The organism is Desulfobacterales bacterium (genome assembly GCA_034003325.1).
GTDB lineage: Bacteria > Desulfobacterota > Desulfobacteria > Desulfobacterales > JAFDDL01 > JAVEYW01.
This window is the reverse complement of record JAVEYW010000028.1, coordinates 1-15,191: the sequence shown is the minus strand read 5'-3', so window position 1 is coordinate 15,191 and position 15,191 is coordinate 1. Positions and strand designations below refer to the sequence as shown.

The window sequence follows — 15,191 nt, the reverse complement described above, 5'->3', positions numbered from 1 at the left end:
TTTTTACCTTCGTCATTATCAGTGGCCCAAAGCCCGGGATACCCAAGCGCTGCAATACCGGCGGCATTAACAGCTTGCTCCCCGTAGACGACCAGGGAGCAAACCATATGCCGCAAATGCCGATATTGCGTTAAAAAGGGGACATTGTTTTTCCAATCAACTCTTCGATAAAAGCATCTGCCTGCATTGCTGTCATTTCTTTGGCTGTGGCCACATTGTATGGGACAAGAAGTTTCGCCCAGTCTTCCGGGGCGGTTATTTGTGCCTCCTTTTTCAACTTCACTATCTGGAAGAGTTGGTCCTTCCGGGCCGGGCCGGATGTGTCAGGTTGCGTTGATTCTTCAGCGTCGCCATGATCCGCAGCCGTCGTTTCGCATGCCGCGCCATCAGCACCCGCGGCCGGGTCCTCATTCGGTTGCTCTTTTGATGTGGTGGCAGCATCCTCTTTCTGGGCGGTTTTATCCTCGTTCTTGGGTTTGGCATCGGCGGTCACTTCGGTGTTCGTCTCAATGGCTTCCTTAACCGGAACCGCTTTGGGCCCACCCGTGAAATCACACCCGAACTTAGAAACCAGATACCGGTAAACCTGCTCGTCGTTTTCCCACGGTATCTTCTCGCCGACCTTGAACGACCCGGTCCGGTCCTTTCGCTTAACGTGCCCGATCATGCTGCCCTTGGCGCGACCATCCGGAATAATCTCGATAACCGTATCGAAATAATACGGGAGCCGCTTCCATCCATCATGAGTCGTCCCGACAATCTTCATGTTCTGGTCCCACAGGTCTTTTTGCTGGGCGGTGCAGATGACATTTAAATCGCACTGCATGAGCAACCTGATAAGCTTCCCCGCCTCCCTGGTGATCGGCTGGTAATCGCGTGGCTGGAGCGTGTAATATTCGACCTTATTGCCAACGCTGGTCTTTTCGCGCTTCAAATAAAGGTCCACGTATTTGCTCACGAGGGATTCATAATAAACCGAGAACGAATCAATCCCGAGCGCCTTGATGTCCCCCGGCGCCGTGCTCAACTTGGTGCACAGCTTCATGATTTCATCGGCGTCTGCAGTTTGTTCCAAACCGAAATTGAATTCTCCGGAGTAATGGTCGGTTCCGAATTCTGTATCAATCACAGCGCCGACCGGTGGCCCAGCTTTGGCGCTCAACAACCGCAGCATGAGTCGGGTCTTGAATGTGCCTTCCGGGCCGATTAAGAAAAGCTTGAACTTTTTGTTCTGTGGTTTTGCCTTTTCAAACATGAATTGCGCCTCCTGTATCGGGTTTAGAGATAATATTGCTTCACAAGCTCGTAGAGTTGCATGGTGTCTACGGCATCTCGCTCACCATATTGACCGATCTCATCACGCATCCCGACGTCCCAAAAATCTTGAACCATGGATCCGTCGATGCCTTCTTGCTTCCCTTTACCGAGAAGGATTTTTGAATACGTGTCGAACGTCCCGGCGCCCATGTTGTTCCAGTTGTTTAAGACCATTCTCAAATCAACATGGTTGCCGATGTAATACCGTTTGGTGTCAATTTTTACCGCCGGGCGGACATGCCGGCGCATAGAACGCATCATCAAGACCGGAACATCAAAATTGATACCGTTGAATGTGACGAAGCGAGAGTATTTTGACAGTAACTCCCAGGCATTCTCGACCAGTTCTAATTCAGCCTCATGGGTCTCGTCCTTCAAAAGAAAATGTCCGCTGTTTCCATTGAAATCTGCCCATCCGAAAGCGGCGATCATGCAAGTCAGCGGATCAAGCCCGAGCTTGGCCAGGCGATCTTTCTCTTTTTCGGCAATATCCTCTTTGATTTTTGCCGGGTCTTTCAGATTCCCTTTTGGCTGGACGGCTGGAAGGTGGTGCAAAATTGACCTGTCAGCGATTGTTTCTAGGTCAAAGCACACATATTTTGCGTTCATCTTAGCCTCCGAATTGTTTATATTTTTGATAATAATAATTGACAAATAATCATTTGTTGATTATTGATTAATGGAACCTTGGACCGCGTTTGGCGTGGGCCTATCAGGTTTGGTTTTTGCGCATGTTTTCAATAGGGATTTCGCCTGAGAAAAACTTGTTAATCGCAATTGCCACGGCAAGGCTGGGGTTGATTTGCCGTCGCCTGATCCGGTGAATGTACGACGGATCTTTTTTTATTGCGGTTGCGAGGTCTTTGTTCCTTATTCCGTGCGCGGTCATGCAGTTATCAAGCGTTTTGTATTTTTTTGTGGGCACTGGCATTGTTGTTTACCTCAACTGTAGTTTAGGCCGAACAGGCGGATGTCATAAATAAAATTTTTGAGATAAGCTATTTTTGATTTGATATAAAGCTAATATTGATTATTTGTCAAGTAATAATATACTTTTTTTGAATATTTTTATCCAACCGGAAAGAACATGTGGAGGGCTTATGATCCTTGAAACTGGTGAATTGATCGCGATACTTAGAAATAGAGCCGGGTTAACGCAGCAACAACTCGGCGAATCAGTCTTTGGAGACGCAGTTGCGAACCCGAACGTTAAGGTAAAAAAAATAGAAAAGGGGCAACAGGCACCAACGCCGGATGAACTTAAAAAAATGGCCAGCATATTTAAGGTTAAGGTGAACGAATTAACTCCGACCGAGACCGATGCTACCTTTATTCTCGACAACAATTTATTCGAGATGTTCCCGGAAATAAGGGCATATCTGCAAATGCTCAACGAGGCCGCCAAGGCGAATGAAAAGGCGATTGCTGCGTCGATAATCACACGGATAGCTGAAATCATTAACGATAAAAAGTAATGGTTGCGGGTAACGGGTATATTCTTAGTGCATTCTCACACTGGAATTGCCCGGCAGCATGCAGCCCGGCAATAAAAAGACCACGCACACAACAGGCCATACCGGCGCGGATGGCATTAGAATACTTCCGTCCAGAAACAAGACCAAAGAATTCAACTCTTACGACACGAAGGAGGTCAGCAGAAATTATGCCACAAGATTGTATTAACCAACAAATCGAAATCGACACTGTAGGGACGGCGCTGAGAAACATCATTTTAATTTCAAGCTGCATCGGGGAGGATAAGATCTGCACGCAGGCTGAATCTTTCCTGATGCAGCATAATGAGCGAATCTGTGCAGAAACCCGAGCGGAACCACTCGCAGAACCAATAACAGCATGCAAGAACGTTTTGCCAGGGCACGCCCCATGGGATAGTGTGCCCACCGGGCGCGACGAAAACGAGTAATAGGCCTCGCATAACAAATCATTCTCCACGCACGTAACACGCCCCGCAATTGTTAATCATCTGACAACGATCTGCTAATTTTTACTGCTACAAAATGAGCACCCCACTCCCGTATTTTTATTTTTCAAAACCCTCGCCGCATATCGCCACGCAATGGCCGCGTAATGATTGTATAATAATATGGTGCAAAAAGTTTATTTAAAGTTAAAATTAGCTTGCTAAATAGTCATTTTTAGCCTATTAATAAATCATTATTAACGTTGTTTTGGCGTTTGAATTCTTTGACGAGCGAGAGCTTAAAAAAAATGTTCGTGATTTATACATGCAAAAAATGCGGTGGAAGAAAAGAAACAGATGTACTGAGTGATCATCTGCTGTGCCCGTTCTGCAACGAAAAAGAACTTGCGGCAGAATTGGTGTCTGGATCAAGCCCCAGTGCAGCTCCTATACGGGTGCCGGAGCCTGCGGACGATATGCCATTGGGGGATGGCGTAGATTTGTCCGTCGAAGGCTCCACGGCCAACTCACCCTGAAACCAAAGTCGCGTCATTGTGCATTGGGGGAAACCATTAATACGATGACGCGATGAAGTTGGCCAAAAAACCAAAAATAATAATGATTACAGAAAGGATGAGGGTGAACCATAATGATCAAGCACTACAAAATCATAGGCTACGGCGACATAATCGCAAAAGAGCTTTCGGAGACAACCGACGAGTTCGTCGTGTCAACCCCGGGTACCCTGCGCCAGATCCAAGCGCGAGACGGCAGCATCGAAACGAAGCTGATGTCAATTTTCCCACCATGGATTGACCAGGCGGCCGCAAGGGAACTTAACGACAAGTTCAGAATCGACAAGCGCAACGTCTTGTTCAGCGCCCGGGCTGACGCCGAAGCGACCGAGGGCCACGCTCAGTTTGCGGCAATGCTCAGGCAGCAATTATCCGGCATCCAGATCGCGGACGCAGGCGCATTGAACCGCCTTCGCCCGATCAGCGGCGGACGGAGGTAACCACACTCACCATGGCGATGAACAAGATGAAGAAAAAGAAGTTCACCAACGCAATTGCGACTCTCGGGGTCGCCGCCGGCCAGCTCATGATGATCAATGAGCAGTTCGCAGCATGATCGACGGTGAAATATTCACGGCAATGCCAATGGCAATTGAAAAGAACGCAGCATAAAAAACAACAAGAACGCAAAACAAGAAAGCAGAAAAGGAGAGCCCCATGGCAATGACAGACGAAAGACCGAAAGCGAGCTTATCGAACCTCTTCAACGGCGGCGCAATCGAAATGTTCGACAACGCGCTGGCCCAGGCCGTCGAGAACATTGAAGACATCAACACGTCCGGCACCAAGCCGAGGAAGGTTATCTTAACCCTCACGCTTACGCCAAACAAGGACGATCGCTCGATCATCAAACACACGCTGAAAGTCGACAAGAAGATCGAGGAGCAAGAGCCTGTCGAAGGCCTGATGGACACGGTGATCGACGGCAATGGCGCGCACGTTGTCGAACGGGCCGCCAAAAAGCAACCGCTGCAGCTTGGGCTCAGCTTGCCAGATGATGGCGAAGGCAAAGACGGCGTTGTGCCGATGAGGAAATCTGCGATTTAAACCATAATTAAATCAAAAGTGCACCTATTTACGAATAATTTACGAAAGGGTTAATCAGACATGCCTATTAAGTCAGCAATCGAAAAGATAGTTTCTCTCTCTGGGATCAAAACGGCCTTAATCGGTGAAAACACTTACGCCACCGACCAATTGCACATAGTCCACCCGGCGTATCACACCCCGCCAACCCCGCTGGCCTTCAATACGCTCGAAGGTATGAGCGGGTTTATCAAGGAGGATATCGATCCGGATAGAGTCGCCAACGAGCACCTGTTCATTCACGTTGAAAATTATAACCGCGTTGCCCTGTATGGTAATATCGACGCATCGAACGAGAATAAGCGGTTCTGCTACGCGGTAGCAGCCTTAAAGACAGAACCGTATGAGTTCGGTGACCGCGGGTGGGTTGACATCGAGAGGTTCGTTATCGCGCTGCAATCCCAATTCGTCAGGACGACGGTTGTTGACGACATCATCGCCATGCTTGGGAATATCGCATCCGAGCACGTCAAGACCAAAAAGGACGACGGTTTTACGCAACACGTTCAGTTGACGACCGGGATAACAACGAGGTCCTCGGTTGAGGTCAAAAACCCTATTGTCCTTGCGCCGTATCGAACCTTCCGGGAAGTCGCGCAGCCTGAACTTAATTGCATCCTTCGATTCAAGCAGATCAATGACAGCATCGCATGCACGTTGTTCGAGGCTGACGGCGGCGCATGGAAGCTCGAAGCAATCAAAAATATTAAAAATTGGTTCTCGCAGACATTGCCAGTTGACGTTGTCGTTATCGGATAACGCTATGCCGCCTTGGCCATCCCCTGGGCGGCAACACCTTTTATGAACTTTGTGAGATGGTGGGATGCACATGGAAACGATGGGCACGGATACTCCTAAAATCGACGACGAAAATGACGATTTTACCAATTACGAATTGTTCAACGCCATAATGCTTCTTGATGAAATAGATTCAAGATTCAACACGGCAAAAGCAAAAGGGCTGTCTCGGTTAAGCCCCGAATGGGGTAAATGGTCAAGGGCCATGAACCTTGTTTTACGCAAACACAGCCAGGACGGAGAAACACTCAGTGCAGATATTTTTTCGTACTGGGTCATCATGAGCCAAGTGCTTGAACTTTATTGCCGAAGCAGCATTTTTGGCGGCGTCAGGAAGAAACAGAAGTTGAAAGTGGCCAACCAGCTTCGGCTTAAAATTATGAGGGCCTTCAGGGAAAGCACAAGGCCATAATACTGAAAAAAAAGAAAAGAAAGGAAAAGCGAATGGCAACTGCAAGAATTTCAAAATCAGCTGCTGCTAAAAAAGCTCAAAAGTGGAGAGACGATGGTCCGAAGTGCTCGAACTGCAAACACTTCACCAGCGAGATTGACGAAAAATCAAGTTATTACACCATCGAAAAGAAAATACGATGTTCGGCCGGCGGATTTTCGACCAAAAAAATGGCATGGTGCACAGACCATGAGTGGAAGAACAAGAAATAAAAAAGGCCGGTTTAGCGTCTGAATAAATTAAGCCCGGCCCCCGCGAGGATGGGCATGGAGGTGAAGCGAATCAAAGGGACTATTGGTGAAGGCCCTGGCCGGGCTTAACAAATGCAACTGATAAAAAAAATGGAGAGCTTCAATGGATATGAATCCAATTTTTATTCAAGCAACAACCATAGACGATGCCTGGTTTCAATGCGTCAGTGCCGAACTCGACCACGGGCGCCGATACGAAATTCAACATGGGTCATATGTCGGGCAAACCCGGCTGGAGTTCGATTATATCACAGTCCTTATTCGCATACCTTATGCCGAGCCCTGGGATATGATGTTGCCAAAGATTCCGGCTCACCTGGGAATTCCGGACCCGGTGGCGCCCGGATATGTCGAGCAATACGCACCTTATTTATTGGCAAGCAATCTTGCGGCCGATGAACAATACACCTACGGCAGCCGGATCAGTCCCCAAATTAAGTATTTCATTAGCTTGCTCAAGTCCACTCCGAACACGAACCAGGCTATCTTTCAGGTGGCCGAGCCGGGTGATTGTCGCCTTTCTGATCCGCCATGCCTCCGGCATATCGATATGCGGGTTCAAAATGGGAGCTTGATCTTTTTCCCTTATTTCAGGTCCTGGGATCTTTGGAGCGGGTTCCCGGCGAATCTTGCCGGAATTGCGGTGCTCCAAAAAATGTTGGCCGATGAAATTGGAGTAGGGATAGGGCCGATTGTCGCAGCAAGCAAGGGGCTTCACCTGTACGGGTATGTTGAAAATCTGGCGAAGTTAAGGTGCGCCAGATGATGAACTTTTTACCCTACTCAGATAGCAAACCACAAGTTGCAACGGATAAACCGCATTACATGCACCGGATGGGCCATGGATAGCCCACCTTAGCGGCTGGTTTATGGAGGTACGACTTGTCCCCGTGTTTACCGCCATGGTTTGGCCCGACTAACGGGCGCGGACCGGGATTCATAAACAGGTTGTTATATTTGGAAAAACCATCATGTTCCATATTTAAATTTTGTCTGCCATTTTAAAATAAGATTTATCAGCAAGAGTAGATATTTTAGGCGAATAAAAAAACCAGGGCGTTGACAAATAATCAATTTATGTTGACCGAAACCACCTCATATCGTATCCATAAAAAGCATCAGAACCCGAATAGCGAGGTCTGTATGAAAGGGTCGATATACACCTCTACCAAATGCCCGATATGCAAAGGGGCATTCAAGTTCGATGAAAACATCGATACCCTGGTATGCACAGGTGGTTTAACACACAATCCGGTTTACCATCACGGGAAATGCCGACTTTATTACAAATCGACAACAATGCGCTTTGATACGGTCAAGGCCGCGAAACAACAGCTTGACCATTTGCGCGTAAAGGATCAGCGATATCAGGCTTACGATCCGAGGGATTACCAAAAAGACGTCCCTCTTGGGTTTACGACCCTGGCAGACCTTTGGCTTAAATACCGTGAAAAAAACGCCCAGGGTAAGGCCATATCGGATTCCACCGTTGAAAGCTATCGGAATTATTTGCGCCGGGCAAAAGCCTTTTTTGCAAACGCCAACATAAAAGACATCATTGAAAGTCCGGCAAAGATTGAGGACTTTCTTTTCGGCATTGAAGGTATAAGCGAGAAGACCCGTGCCAACCATAGATCATGCCTCCACTATTTTTTCAAATGGGTATGCCGGCGAGAACGATTGCAGATGCCAGAATTCCCGGATGTCCCATTTGAACTTGAGTTCCGCACCATTACGGATTGGGAAACACAGGTCAAAATCATTGATAAGGTCAAGAACTTGACGGCGCACATAGACGATAAAGTGTGGCTCGGGATTGAACTCTTGGCTACGCACACCAATCTCAGGCCGCAAGATCTTATCAGGTTGGCCGAGGCCGACATTGACATTGAAACGGGCGTTGTCACATTCTGGAACCCTACTAAGCGAAAGAACCAAACCAAAACGATCCGCCTGATGGATGACCATTTGGTGATTGTCAAAGAGCTGAAGCGGCGATACCCCGCTGTACCACAAACACCTTTTTTTCGGCATGTCGGCGGTGTAAAGGGCACCCTTCCAAACAAGCCATATGGAAAAAAGTATTTTTATAAATGGTGGATAAAAGCCTGTGATGTCCTCGGAATCAAGGGGTTAGACCTCTACGCAGGGACCAGGCACACATCAGCAACGCAAACGGCAAGGCGTCTCGGGAAAGATGCAGCAAGGGCCGGTCTCGGAAACACGAGCAATAAATCAATCGAGCGATATATTCAAGTTCAGGATGATGGATGCCTCAATGTGGTACGTGCGGTTGATGAAATGAGGCGTGGAAAAGCCAGTGAAAAGATCGTAAATATAAGCGTTGTCCGGAAATGATTTCTTGCCAGAATCTTGCCGGGCATATAAAGGATCAGCGACAGTCAAGGGGTTTCAAGCGGAGAAGCGGGTTCAACTCCCGGCGCCTCCACCAACAAATGGTTTTAAATTCAAATAGGTATTGAATTTAATGGGCCACAACTGGTATCCCCTGTAAACCTAAGAGTAAAATCTGATCCTTAAACACCGCTTTTATTTCTTTTCACCTCTTCCCCTTCTTGATTCAATTCCTTGCTCAATTCTTTCAATATGCAACTTCATTAAGGAAGCTGGTAATTGAAAAGAAAGGCTAAATGCAGATATTGAAAAAAACAATATCGTTTTCATTTTTATAGATCCTTATGATATGTTTTGCAAAAAAAGGAGATTGCGCCATGATTGGGATCGACAATTTGAATCCGCAATATATTACCGATGAAGTTGGGGAAAGGATTTCCGTTGTGTTGCCCATTTCCAAGTTTCTCGAGCTTCTTGAGGATATAGAGGACTTGGCGGCCGTTGCCGAACGCCGGGAGGAACCTACTATTTCTCATGCTGATGTTCTCAAGGAACTGAAACAGGATGGCCTTATATAAAATTGAGTGGAAACGCTCTGCAACGAAAGAACTGCGCTCCCTTCCGAGCAAAGCCATTAAAAAAATACTGGCAACGGTTGAGGAGCTCACAACAAATCCCCATCCCATCGCCTCGATTAAACTTTCCGGTACCGAGCATACATACCGCATCCGCACGGGTGAATATCGAATTGTGTATAATATGTTGGATCAAGTTCTGGTGATAGCGGTCATTCGTGTTGGGCACCGAAAAGATGTCTATCGGCACCTATCCTGAAAGAAACAGTGGTATCCCGCCGGTATTCCCTTCTTTTGAATACATTAGAGTCAGCGGAGGAATCGGAATGATATACAGAGCCCAAGGATACCTGCTTGGCCAGCTTGCCGGTGATGCGATAGGGAGTCTGGTTGAGTTTCAGTCCCCGGATGAAATCCGGCGCAGCTACCCTAATGGTGTCCGGGAGCTTGCGGATGGCGGGACATGGAATACCATCGCAGGCCAGCCGACAGATGATTCAGAGATGGCGCTGCTGTTTGCCATGGGAATTGCCCACGCCATTCAATCTGGTTGCGACCGTAAGCAGCTATACCAGCACATCCGGAAGTGGGCGGTCGACATGCCCGTAGAATCTGCTTTGCTGGAAACCATCGACAAGGCCGACGACGAGCCGCCAGCGGACTATGTCCACCAGCAGGGCTGGGTCTTGATCGCTTTTCAGAATGCCCTGTATCAGTTGCTTCATGCTCCAAGTCTCGAGGACGGTGTTGTCGATACCATCATGCGCGGTGGTGACACCGATACCAACGCGGCCATTTGTGGGGCGCTGTTAGGCGCTGTGTGCGGCCGGGAGGCTATTCCGGCCCAGTGCCGCCCTGAGGCCGGACATCCGCAAGTACGCCATCCACGCCCGGAATGCTTCTGGCCGGTGGATGTGTTGGATCTAGCTGAAGGATTGGTTAGGAGTATCAATTGAGGAGAAACTATGGACGACATACAAATGCAGCTTTTGATTGATCTACATAGATCAAATTTCAGACAAAGCCCCGGAGGCATGGCCGAAACAAAACAGGCTTTAATGCTGGCTGGGCTTGATAAATCACGCCCTTTGAAGATTGCGAATATCGGTTGTGGAACGGGCGCTTCGACCATCCTGCTTACATAGGATGTCTCGATCGCTTTGGACTGGCTGTGGCTGGTGGACGGGATTCGCCCACACGTCTGGGACTTTGTCGGGGTGGCGATAACCCTGCTCGGTATGGGGATCATCATGTTCGCGCCTCGAAACGGAGGATCTATTCCGAAATGATAAATAAAATGACAATTCTTAAGACCATAAGTACAATATTCGATCCCATTGCCGATATTTATGACCGCTGGTATGACGAGCCAGAGGGAAACGCCATTTTTCGTGAGGAAACGGAATGTCTGAGCCTCCTTCGGGGAGATATCTCCGAACGCTGGTTAGAAATTGGCGTCGGCACCGGCCGTTTCGCTGAGGCTCTTGGAATTACCCATGGAATCGACATTTCTCTTCCAATGACGAGCAAGGCTGTCCGTCGAGGTGTGCACGTATGTATTGGACGAGCTGAACAATTGCCTTATCAAAAGCAGGTGTTTGATGGCGTGCTCATAGCGCTGACGTTGTGTTTTCTCGAAAACCCGGCGAAGGTGCTTCAAGAATCCTCCCGTGTTTTAAGGGAAAACGGCACACTGATCCTCGGGACCGTTCCGGCAGACAGCCCTTGGGGCAGGGCCTATATCCGTAAAGGTGAGGAAGGGCACCCCGTGTATGCGCACGCGCATTTTCTCACCATAAAGGAAACCGTGCATCTTTTTGAAAAGATGGGATTTGAGCTTCGACGTGGTTGCAGCGCGCTTTTTTGGGCACCCGACACCCCGTCAAGCGGAGTCTCGAGGGTGGAGCCCGGAATTGCATCGGAGGCGGGATTCGTCGGGTTGCTTTTCGACGCTCATCATGCCGGTGTTTGAAACGACCTTGCGAATCAATGACGATTGATGGGCCCTCGGCCGGGATCACCCACAAACGGCAGGATCAGGAGGCGCGGCAGGATAAGCCTTTGTGGATCGCGGAATTGGGACAGCCCGATCACCATATCCGTGTGCCCCTTGGCGGGATGCGCTTTGTAGGTGCCGAGCAGTCGGTCCCACCAGGGCAGGTTAAAGCCATAATTGCTGTTGGTCTCCCGGATGATGACCGAGTGATGGACCCGATGCATGTCCGGCGTAACAACAACGAGCCGGAGCACAGGGATGGCGTGATGCAGGACGTGTTGGGTATACACCACAAGATCCAACGCCGCCATACCGATGAGCACCTCGAGTCCATAGGGCAAGGCCCATTGGTTGAGTAGCCCCCAACCTAGCTCCGAGGCGAGCAGGGCCAACCCAACGGGTAGAATGGGATAGACCAACACTACCGATAGCGGGTTCAACGCGACGATGGCCAGATTGGCCAGCCAGCGCCTGCTTTTGGAAGTTGTCAGCCGCCTTCGGGGCGCGAAAACCTCCCCCGTGGCTATAATGGCGAAGACGCCGAGAAAAGCGCCAAGACGAAGATTGTGTCGGTTTCCATTATTTACTCTTGAGGCGGCCATCGATTAAATTGTTTCGGTCGCATCGGGTCCCTTTGCCATTTTCAGGAGTTTCGGGATGAAAAACGAGAAAATGAATATGCCCACAAGGATACCAAGACCTGTGCCAGCAACCGGGAAAGAAAAGACAGATACCGGCGGCGTAAATGAACACGAACAGCAAGGGTGCCCAGAAGCCCGCCGCCTCAAAGACCAGCCCACGTTGTTCGATCGTGAAATACTGCATGACCGGTGAAAACCGGACCAGGTAGATCGACACGCCGATCAAAAGTATCAGCGATCAATCATTATATTCCAGAAGGAATGTTAGTATCTCAGCCATTTGTTGATTTATAAGGGTGTAATCCTCAGATTTGGCTGATAAAATATCTTCCTCTGCTTGCACAAATTGTGACGCTATGATCTCATGACGACAATTAAAAACAATATCTTTCGTTGATTCTGGTGTTGTCTCCAAGTGAAACTGCAATCCAATAACTTTATTTCCGATCTGAAAAGCCTGGTTCCTGCAACCTTCACTGCTCGCCAGAAGGGTTGCGCCGGGTGGCAGATCAAATGTTTCACCATGCCAGTGAAATACCTTTAATGATAATGGAAATCTGAAAATCATCTCTTTTGTAATTGAAACACCTTGTATAGGAAACCATCCGATTTCCTTGACGGTGTTAGGGTACACCCGAGATCCCATGGTACTTGCAATGAGTTGTGCGCCTAAACAAATACCTAATACCGGTTTTTCTTTTTCGATAGCGTCTCTAATAAACTGTTTCTCTATGACAAGCCATGGAAACTCGCTTTCATCATTGGCGCTCATCGGGCCACCCATCACCACAAGCAGGTCCAATTGCTGAATATCTGGCAACTCCACTGACTTAAAAAAGTGTGTATATGTGATGGTGTAACCGGCCTCTGAAAGCCAGGGGCCGATACTGCCAAGTCCTTCGAAAGGTACGTGCTGGAAACAATGTGCGCGCATATTCATTTCCTCTTGATGTTAGGCAACAGTCTATTTATTAAAAAAACGTTTTAGAATGCCTTTTTTCTGCGGTTCAGGTTCAGGCCATCCCAAGTGGCGGCAGATGCAGGCTTCCACGTCGTGATCGGACACGTCGGTGCCTTCCACGACAATTTCCTCTCCAACCATAACCGCCGGCGCGACCGGCAAATCGAGTTCAAAGTATTCGTCGGTCTGATACTCGGACTAGGGCTTTGAGGTGACCCCGATATCGACGGCGTATTTTTCGCCCAACCTGGGCATCATCTGTTTGAAATGCTTTCAAGGCTTGCCGTTGGGCTCATTGAGAAAAAAACGGACGTTGAGCATGTTCTTCTCCTTAATGGCCTAATAAAATAGGCGGCCACGCCCACCAGGACCCAGCCCATCAGCTTGCGCACCCATATCATCCAGCCCCCGGCTTTGGGCAGCCGCTGCAATTGGCTGGAAAAAAGCGCTAGCACAAACAAGGGTAATCCTATCCCCAGGCTGAGAATAAAGAAAATCAGGAAACCGAACCATGGGTTGCCCATGCCTGCCACCCAGGTGAGCAGACCCAGGACGAAGGGGCCGATGCAGGGCGCGGCCACGACCCCCAACGTGGAGTTGGTCAGGGCAAGCCCAATCAAATAGCAGATGCCATGGAAAACCAGTTTGATCTGGCTGGGTTTGTCCCGGCCTGCCCGCCCCCCGAAAAACGAAACCGTGATGGGAATCATAGGATAAACACAGGGTGACAGGTTCAGGGCCAACCCTCCGGCGAAAATGCCCAGCAGCGTCCAGAGCATGGCCCACCCTTGCAGGGAGCGGTCCCCTGATGGATTGAGGCCCGCCTGCATCGGATCTGCCGGTCCCGTGGGGCTGCTTGCGATGGGCAACCCCTGCTCCTGCCATTTCGGAAAACCGTGGGGGTTGCGGTAGACGTTTTTGTAACCAAGCGATACGGCCACCCGGGCCGCCGAGTCGCTGCGGACTCATGTCAAACCCGCTCAGTAGAAGACCAGGACGCGATCCTTATCCGGCCCCAGAAAACCTTCCAGTTCACCGGCCTTGCGCCATCTCGACCACCATGTAGGTTCTATGGAAAAATTGAGCGCGCCCTCGATATGCCCGGTGCGGTATTCCCACTCCTGGCGGGTGTCGACCAGCAACAGATCCAAAGAACCTTTGCTATAGCGGTCGGCGAGTTCTTCGGTAGAAATGATAGCGTAACCACCGGCATTGGCCTCGGCGATCACGTCGTCCCAATTGGTCTGCTTGGGAGCGATAGGGCGCTGGGTGTACCATACAGAGACAACGGTAATCAGCACAGCCAAAAGCGCCAGAAATGCGGATGATCTCTTTTTCAGGCTCAATTGATAGGCTCCCGTTAAATCTTTTCGGATAAAAATGTTTCCATTTGACTCTTGTCTGTCGCCACCCCTAAAGGCACCCACTCCTTATCCAGGAGGACATTGGTCGACCCTTTGAATTCAAGGGCGTAAGGTTTGGCTTCTTCCGAACCCAGCGTGAATATTTTCACGTCCAGTTTTCCATCGAATTTTTCTTTCATGTCGTTGGCTACACCTATAGCCTTTCTGCATGAGACTCAACCGGGGTTGCCACTGTGAAATACGATCAACTCAGCCATTTAAACTTCCTCCTTAAATCCATTTGAGTAAAGATTGAAAGTTCACTAACCTATTTATTGATTACAACTAATTGCGCAGACCCTCCGGAACGAAGATGGGGGCGCTGCGTCATCCAGCCGACTGCTTAAATCAGCCATCACTTCGAAGGCCTGCCATTTCCCCATAGGGGGTCGTCACCAGAGCGCTCGAACCACCATTCTTCAGGCGACTGATGTTTTTTTACCGTATTCTCTGAAAAGGAGTATTGATAGTGAACGCAATCATCCATGATCGTCTCATCCGCCGAAATAATCTTGCGTGTCATTTCGGCGCAGTTTTCCTTGTCTTCTTCACACTTGTCCGGATGCCACTTCGCCAGCATTCTTCTAAAGCTTGATTTTATCGAGTCCATGGTCACCCTTTCCGGGAGATCAAGGATTTTTCTCGCCGCAGAAATTTCATCAAACTTGCTCATTTTCAGCTGAATCGGCTCCCCTTTCTTTCCAGCTTTGAAAGCAGAAACGCAGCCCCTCTGCGGTAAGCGTCCGACAAACCCCATCTTCACAACGATCCGGAGCGGTGGCATAATCCATCCAAAATTAATGGAGGAGAGGTTATGTCTAAAGAAGGTCAGGAAAAACGTGAATTGTGGGAAGTTCATAT

General features: G+C 49.1%; 24 protein-coding genes. 15 read left to right on the top strand and 9 right to left on the bottom strand.

The features are described 5' to 3' along the window. Positions 1 to 130 precede the first annotated feature (130 nt). Positions 131 to 1,255 carry an AAA family ATPase gene (locus RBT11_19870; protein MDX9789043.1) on the bottom strand — a complete coding sequence of 375 codons (1,125 nt, stop codon included), beginning with the start codon at positions 1,253 to 1,255 and terminating at the stop codon, positions 131 to 133. 23 nt (positions 1,256 to 1,278) lie between these two features. Then, on the bottom strand, positions 1,279 to 1,926 hold the full coding sequence (locus RBT11_19865; protein MDX9789042.1) for a ribonuclease H-like domain-containing protein: 648 nt from the start codon (positions 1,924 to 1,926) through the stop codon (positions 1,279 to 1,281). Positions 1,927 to 2,417: 491 nt separating this feature from the next. Between RBT11_19865 and RBT11_19860 the strand changes: the two genes are divergently transcribed. From RBT11_19860 to RBT11_19825, 8 genes are all read left to right on the top strand, one after another. Beyond that, entirely contained in the window at positions 2,418 to 2,792 is a 375-nt protein-coding gene (locus tag RBT11_19860) for a helix-turn-helix transcriptional regulator (protein ID MDX9789041.1), read from the top strand. A gap of 1,095 nt (positions 2,793 to 3,887) precedes the next feature. After that, positions 3,888 to 4,253 (top strand): hypothetical protein, encoded by a 366-nt coding sequence (locus RBT11_19855; GenBank protein ID MDX9789040.1) that lies wholly within the window; start codon positions 3,888 to 3,890, stop codon positions 4,251 to 4,253. A gap of 217 nt (positions 4,254 to 4,470) precedes the next feature. Continuing rightward, entirely contained in the window at positions 4,471 to 4,860 is a 390-nt protein-coding gene (locus RBT11_19850) for a hypothetical protein (protein MDX9789039.1), read from the top strand. 60 nt (positions 4,861 to 4,920) lie between these two features. After that, the gene (locus RBT11_19845) at positions 4,921 to 5,658 is read left to right on the top strand and encodes a hypothetical protein (GenBank protein ID MDX9789038.1); all 738 of its coding nucleotides are present in this window, start codon (positions 4,921 to 4,923) and stop codon (positions 5,656 to 5,658) included. A gap of 70 nt (positions 5,659 to 5,728) precedes the next feature. Further along, on the top strand, positions 5,729 to 6,109 hold the full coding sequence (locus tag RBT11_19840; GenBank protein ID MDX9789037.1) for a hypothetical protein: 381 nt from the start codon (positions 5,729 to 5,731) through the stop codon (positions 6,107 to 6,109). Between the two features lie 32 nt (positions 6,110 to 6,141). After that, positions 6,142 to 6,360, top strand: a complete 219-nt coding sequence (locus tag RBT11_19835) for a hypothetical protein (protein ID MDX9789036.1) — start codon at positions 6,142 to 6,144, stop codon at positions 6,358 to 6,360. Positions 6,361 to 6,502: 142 nt separating this feature from the next. Further along, positions 6,503 to 7,165 carry a thymidylate synthase gene (locus tag RBT11_19830; protein ID MDX9789035.1) on the top strand — a complete coding sequence of 221 codons (663 nt, stop codon included), beginning with the start codon at positions 6,503 to 6,505 and terminating at the stop codon, positions 7,163 to 7,165. Between the two features lie 377 nt (positions 7,166 to 7,542). Beyond that, positions 7,543 to 8,757 carry a site-specific integrase gene (locus RBT11_19825; protein ID MDX9789034.1) on the top strand — a complete coding sequence of 405 codons (1,215 nt, stop codon included), beginning with the start codon at positions 7,543 to 7,545 and terminating at the stop codon, positions 8,755 to 8,757. A gap of 192 nt (positions 8,758 to 8,949) precedes the next feature. Here RBT11_19825 and RBT11_19820 read toward each other — a convergent pair whose 3' ends face one another. Then, complete coding sequence (locus tag RBT11_19820) at positions 8,950 to 9,084, bottom strand: hypothetical protein (protein ID MDX9789033.1); 135 nt, start codon at positions 9,082 to 9,084, stop codon at positions 8,950 to 8,952. Between the two features lie 47 nt (positions 9,085 to 9,131). On the opposite strand from RBT11_19820, the gene RBT11_19815 reads away from it, so the two are divergent. The 6 genes from RBT11_19815 (at position 9,132) to RBT11_19790 (ending at position 11,301) form a co-directional block, all read left to right on the top strand. Further along, positions 9,132 to 9,332, top strand: a complete 201-nt coding sequence (locus tag RBT11_19815) for a hypothetical protein (GenBank protein MDX9789032.1) — start codon at positions 9,132 to 9,134, stop codon at positions 9,330 to 9,332. Next, a complete protein-coding gene (locus tag RBT11_19810) occupies positions 9,319 to 9,588 on the top strand; it encodes a type II toxin-antitoxin system RelE/ParE family toxin (GenBank protein ID MDX9789031.1) in 270 nt (89 codons plus the stop codon). The genes RBT11_19815 and RBT11_19810 overlap by 14 nt, the downstream gene beginning before the upstream one ends. A 67-nt stretch (positions 9,589 to 9,655) precedes the next feature. After that, entirely contained in the window at positions 9,656 to 10,285 is a 630-nt protein-coding gene (locus RBT11_19805) for an ADP-ribosylglycohydrolase family protein (GenBank protein ID MDX9789030.1), read from the top strand. A 9-nt stretch (positions 10,286 to 10,294) separates the two neighbouring features. After that, the gene (locus RBT11_19800) at positions 10,295 to 10,474 is read left to right on the top strand and encodes a hypothetical protein (GenBank protein ID MDX9789029.1); all 180 of its coding nucleotides are present in this window, start codon (positions 10,295 to 10,297) and stop codon (positions 10,472 to 10,474) included. A gap of 15 nt (positions 10,475 to 10,489) precedes the next feature. Then, a complete protein-coding gene (locus tag RBT11_19795; GenBank protein MDX9789028.1) occupies positions 10,490 to 10,618 on the top strand; it encodes a hypothetical protein in 129 nt (42 codons plus the stop codon). Continuing rightward, entirely contained in the window at positions 10,615 to 11,301 is a 687-nt protein-coding gene (locus tag RBT11_19790) for a class I SAM-dependent methyltransferase (GenBank protein MDX9789027.1), read from the top strand. Before RBT11_19795 ends, RBT11_19790 begins: the two co-directional genes overlap by 4 nt. A gap of 14 nt (positions 11,302 to 11,315) precedes the next feature. Here the strand turns inward: RBT11_19790 and RBT11_19785 are convergent, their stop codons facing one another. Next, positions 11,316 to 11,927: a sterol desaturase family protein gene (locus tag RBT11_19785; GenBank protein ID MDX9789026.1), complete on the bottom strand. Its 612-nt coding sequence runs from the start codon at positions 11,925 to 11,927 to the stop codon at positions 11,316 to 11,318. Between the two features lie 55 nt (positions 11,928 to 11,982). Between RBT11_19785 and RBT11_19780 the strand changes: the two genes are divergently transcribed. Further along, positions 11,983 to 12,159 carry a hypothetical protein gene (locus RBT11_19780; GenBank protein MDX9789025.1) on the top strand — a complete coding sequence of 59 codons (177 nt, stop codon included), beginning with the start codon at positions 11,983 to 11,985 and terminating at the stop codon, positions 12,157 to 12,159. Positions 12,160 to 12,204: 45 nt separating this feature from the next. On the opposite strand, the gene RBT11_19775 is transcribed toward RBT11_19780, so the two are convergent. From RBT11_19775 to RBT11_19755, 5 genes are all read right to left on the bottom strand, one after another. Beyond that, positions 12,205 to 12,900 (bottom strand): gamma-glutamyl-gamma-aminobutyrate hydrolase family protein, encoded by a 696-nt coding sequence (locus tag RBT11_19775; protein MDX9789024.1) that lies wholly within the window; start codon positions 12,898 to 12,900, stop codon positions 12,205 to 12,207. A gap of 281 nt (positions 12,901 to 13,181) precedes the next feature. Then, entirely contained in the window at positions 13,182 to 13,868 is a 687-nt protein-coding gene (locus tag RBT11_19770) for a cytochrome c biogenesis protein CcdA (GenBank protein ID MDX9789023.1), read from the bottom strand. A 39-nt stretch (positions 13,869 to 13,907) separates the two neighbouring features. Continuing rightward, on the bottom strand, positions 13,908 to 14,273 hold the full coding sequence (locus RBT11_19765) for a rhodanese-like domain-containing protein (protein ID MDX9789022.1): 366 nt from the start codon (positions 14,271 to 14,273) through the stop codon (positions 13,908 to 13,910). A 14-nt stretch (positions 14,274 to 14,287) separates the two neighbouring features. Next, positions 14,288 to 14,470, bottom strand: a complete 183-nt coding sequence (locus RBT11_19760) for a hypothetical protein (GenBank protein MDX9789021.1) — start codon at positions 14,468 to 14,470, stop codon at positions 14,288 to 14,290. 215 nt (positions 14,471 to 14,685) lie between these two features. Beyond that, positions 14,686 to 15,191: J domain-containing protein (locus tag RBT11_19755; protein MDX9789020.1), on the bottom strand; the 506-nt coding region annotated here is incomplete at its 5' end.

Coding starts and splice junctions, on each gene's coding strand:
- RBT11_19835 (MDX9789036.1), top strand. CDS start 6,142: ATGGCAACTGCAAGAATTTCAAAATCAGCTGCTGCTAAAAAAGCTCAA.
- RBT11_19760 (MDX9789021.1), bottom strand. CDS start 14,470: ATGAAAGAAAAATTCGATGGAAAACTGGACGTGAAAATATTCACGCTG.
- RBT11_19865 (MDX9789042.1), bottom strand. CDS start 1,926: ATGAACGCAAAATATGTGTGCTTTGACCTAGAAACAATCGCTGACAGG.
- RBT11_19870 (MDX9789043.1), bottom strand. CDS start 1,255: ATGTTTGAAAAGGCAAAACCACAGAACAAAAAGTTCAAGCTTTTCTTA.
- RBT11_19850 (MDX9789039.1), top strand. CDS start 4,471: ATGGCAATGACAGACGAAAGACCGAAAGCGAGCTTATCGAACCTCTTC.
- RBT11_19800 (MDX9789029.1), top strand. CDS start 10,295: ATGGACGACATACAAATGCAGCTTTTGATTGATCTACATAGATCAAAT.
- RBT11_19840 (MDX9789037.1), top strand. CDS start 5,729: ATGGAAACGATGGGCACGGATACTCCTAAAATCGACGACGAAAATGAC.
- RBT11_19790 (MDX9789027.1), top strand. CDS start 10,615: ATGATAAATAAAATGACAATTCTTAAGACCATAAGTACAATATTCGAT.
- RBT11_19785 (MDX9789026.1), bottom strand. CDS start 11,927: ATGGCCGCCTCAAGAGTAAATAATGGAAACCGACACAATCTTCGTCTT.
- RBT11_19830 (MDX9789035.1), top strand. CDS start 6,503: ATGGATATGAATCCAATTTTTATTCAAGCAACAACCATAGACGATGCC.
- RBT11_19815 (MDX9789032.1), top strand. CDS start 9,132: ATGATTGGGATCGACAATTTGAATCCGCAATATATTACCGATGAAGTT.
- RBT11_19775 (MDX9789024.1), bottom strand. CDS start 12,900: ATGCGCGCACATTGTTTCCAGCACGTACCTTTCGAAGGACTTGGCAGT.
- RBT11_19825 (MDX9789034.1), top strand. CDS start 7,543: ATGAAAGGGTCGATATACACCTCTACCAAATGCCCGATATGCAAAGGG.
- RBT11_19845 (MDX9789038.1), top strand. CDS start 4,921: ATGCCTATTAAGTCAGCAATCGAAAAGATAGTTTCTCTCTCTGGGATC.
- RBT11_19780 (MDX9789025.1), top strand. CDS start 11,983: ATGAAAAACGAGAAAATGAATATGCCCACAAGGATACCAAGACCTGTG.
- RBT11_19855 (MDX9789040.1), top strand. CDS start 3,888: ATGATCAAGCACTACAAAATCATAGGCTACGGCGACATAATCGCAAAA.
- RBT11_19860 (MDX9789041.1), top strand. CDS start 2,418: ATGATCCTTGAAACTGGTGAATTGATCGCGATACTTAGAAATAGAGCC.
- RBT11_19805 (MDX9789030.1), top strand. CDS start 9,656: ATGATATACAGAGCCCAAGGATACCTGCTTGGCCAGCTTGCCGGTGAT.
- RBT11_19810 (MDX9789031.1), top strand. CDS start 9,319: ATGGCCTTATATAAAATTGAGTGGAAACGCTCTGCAACGAAAGAACTG.
- RBT11_19820 (MDX9789033.1), bottom strand. CDS start 9,084: ATGAAAACGATATTGTTTTTTTCAATATCTGCATTTAGCCTTTCTTTT.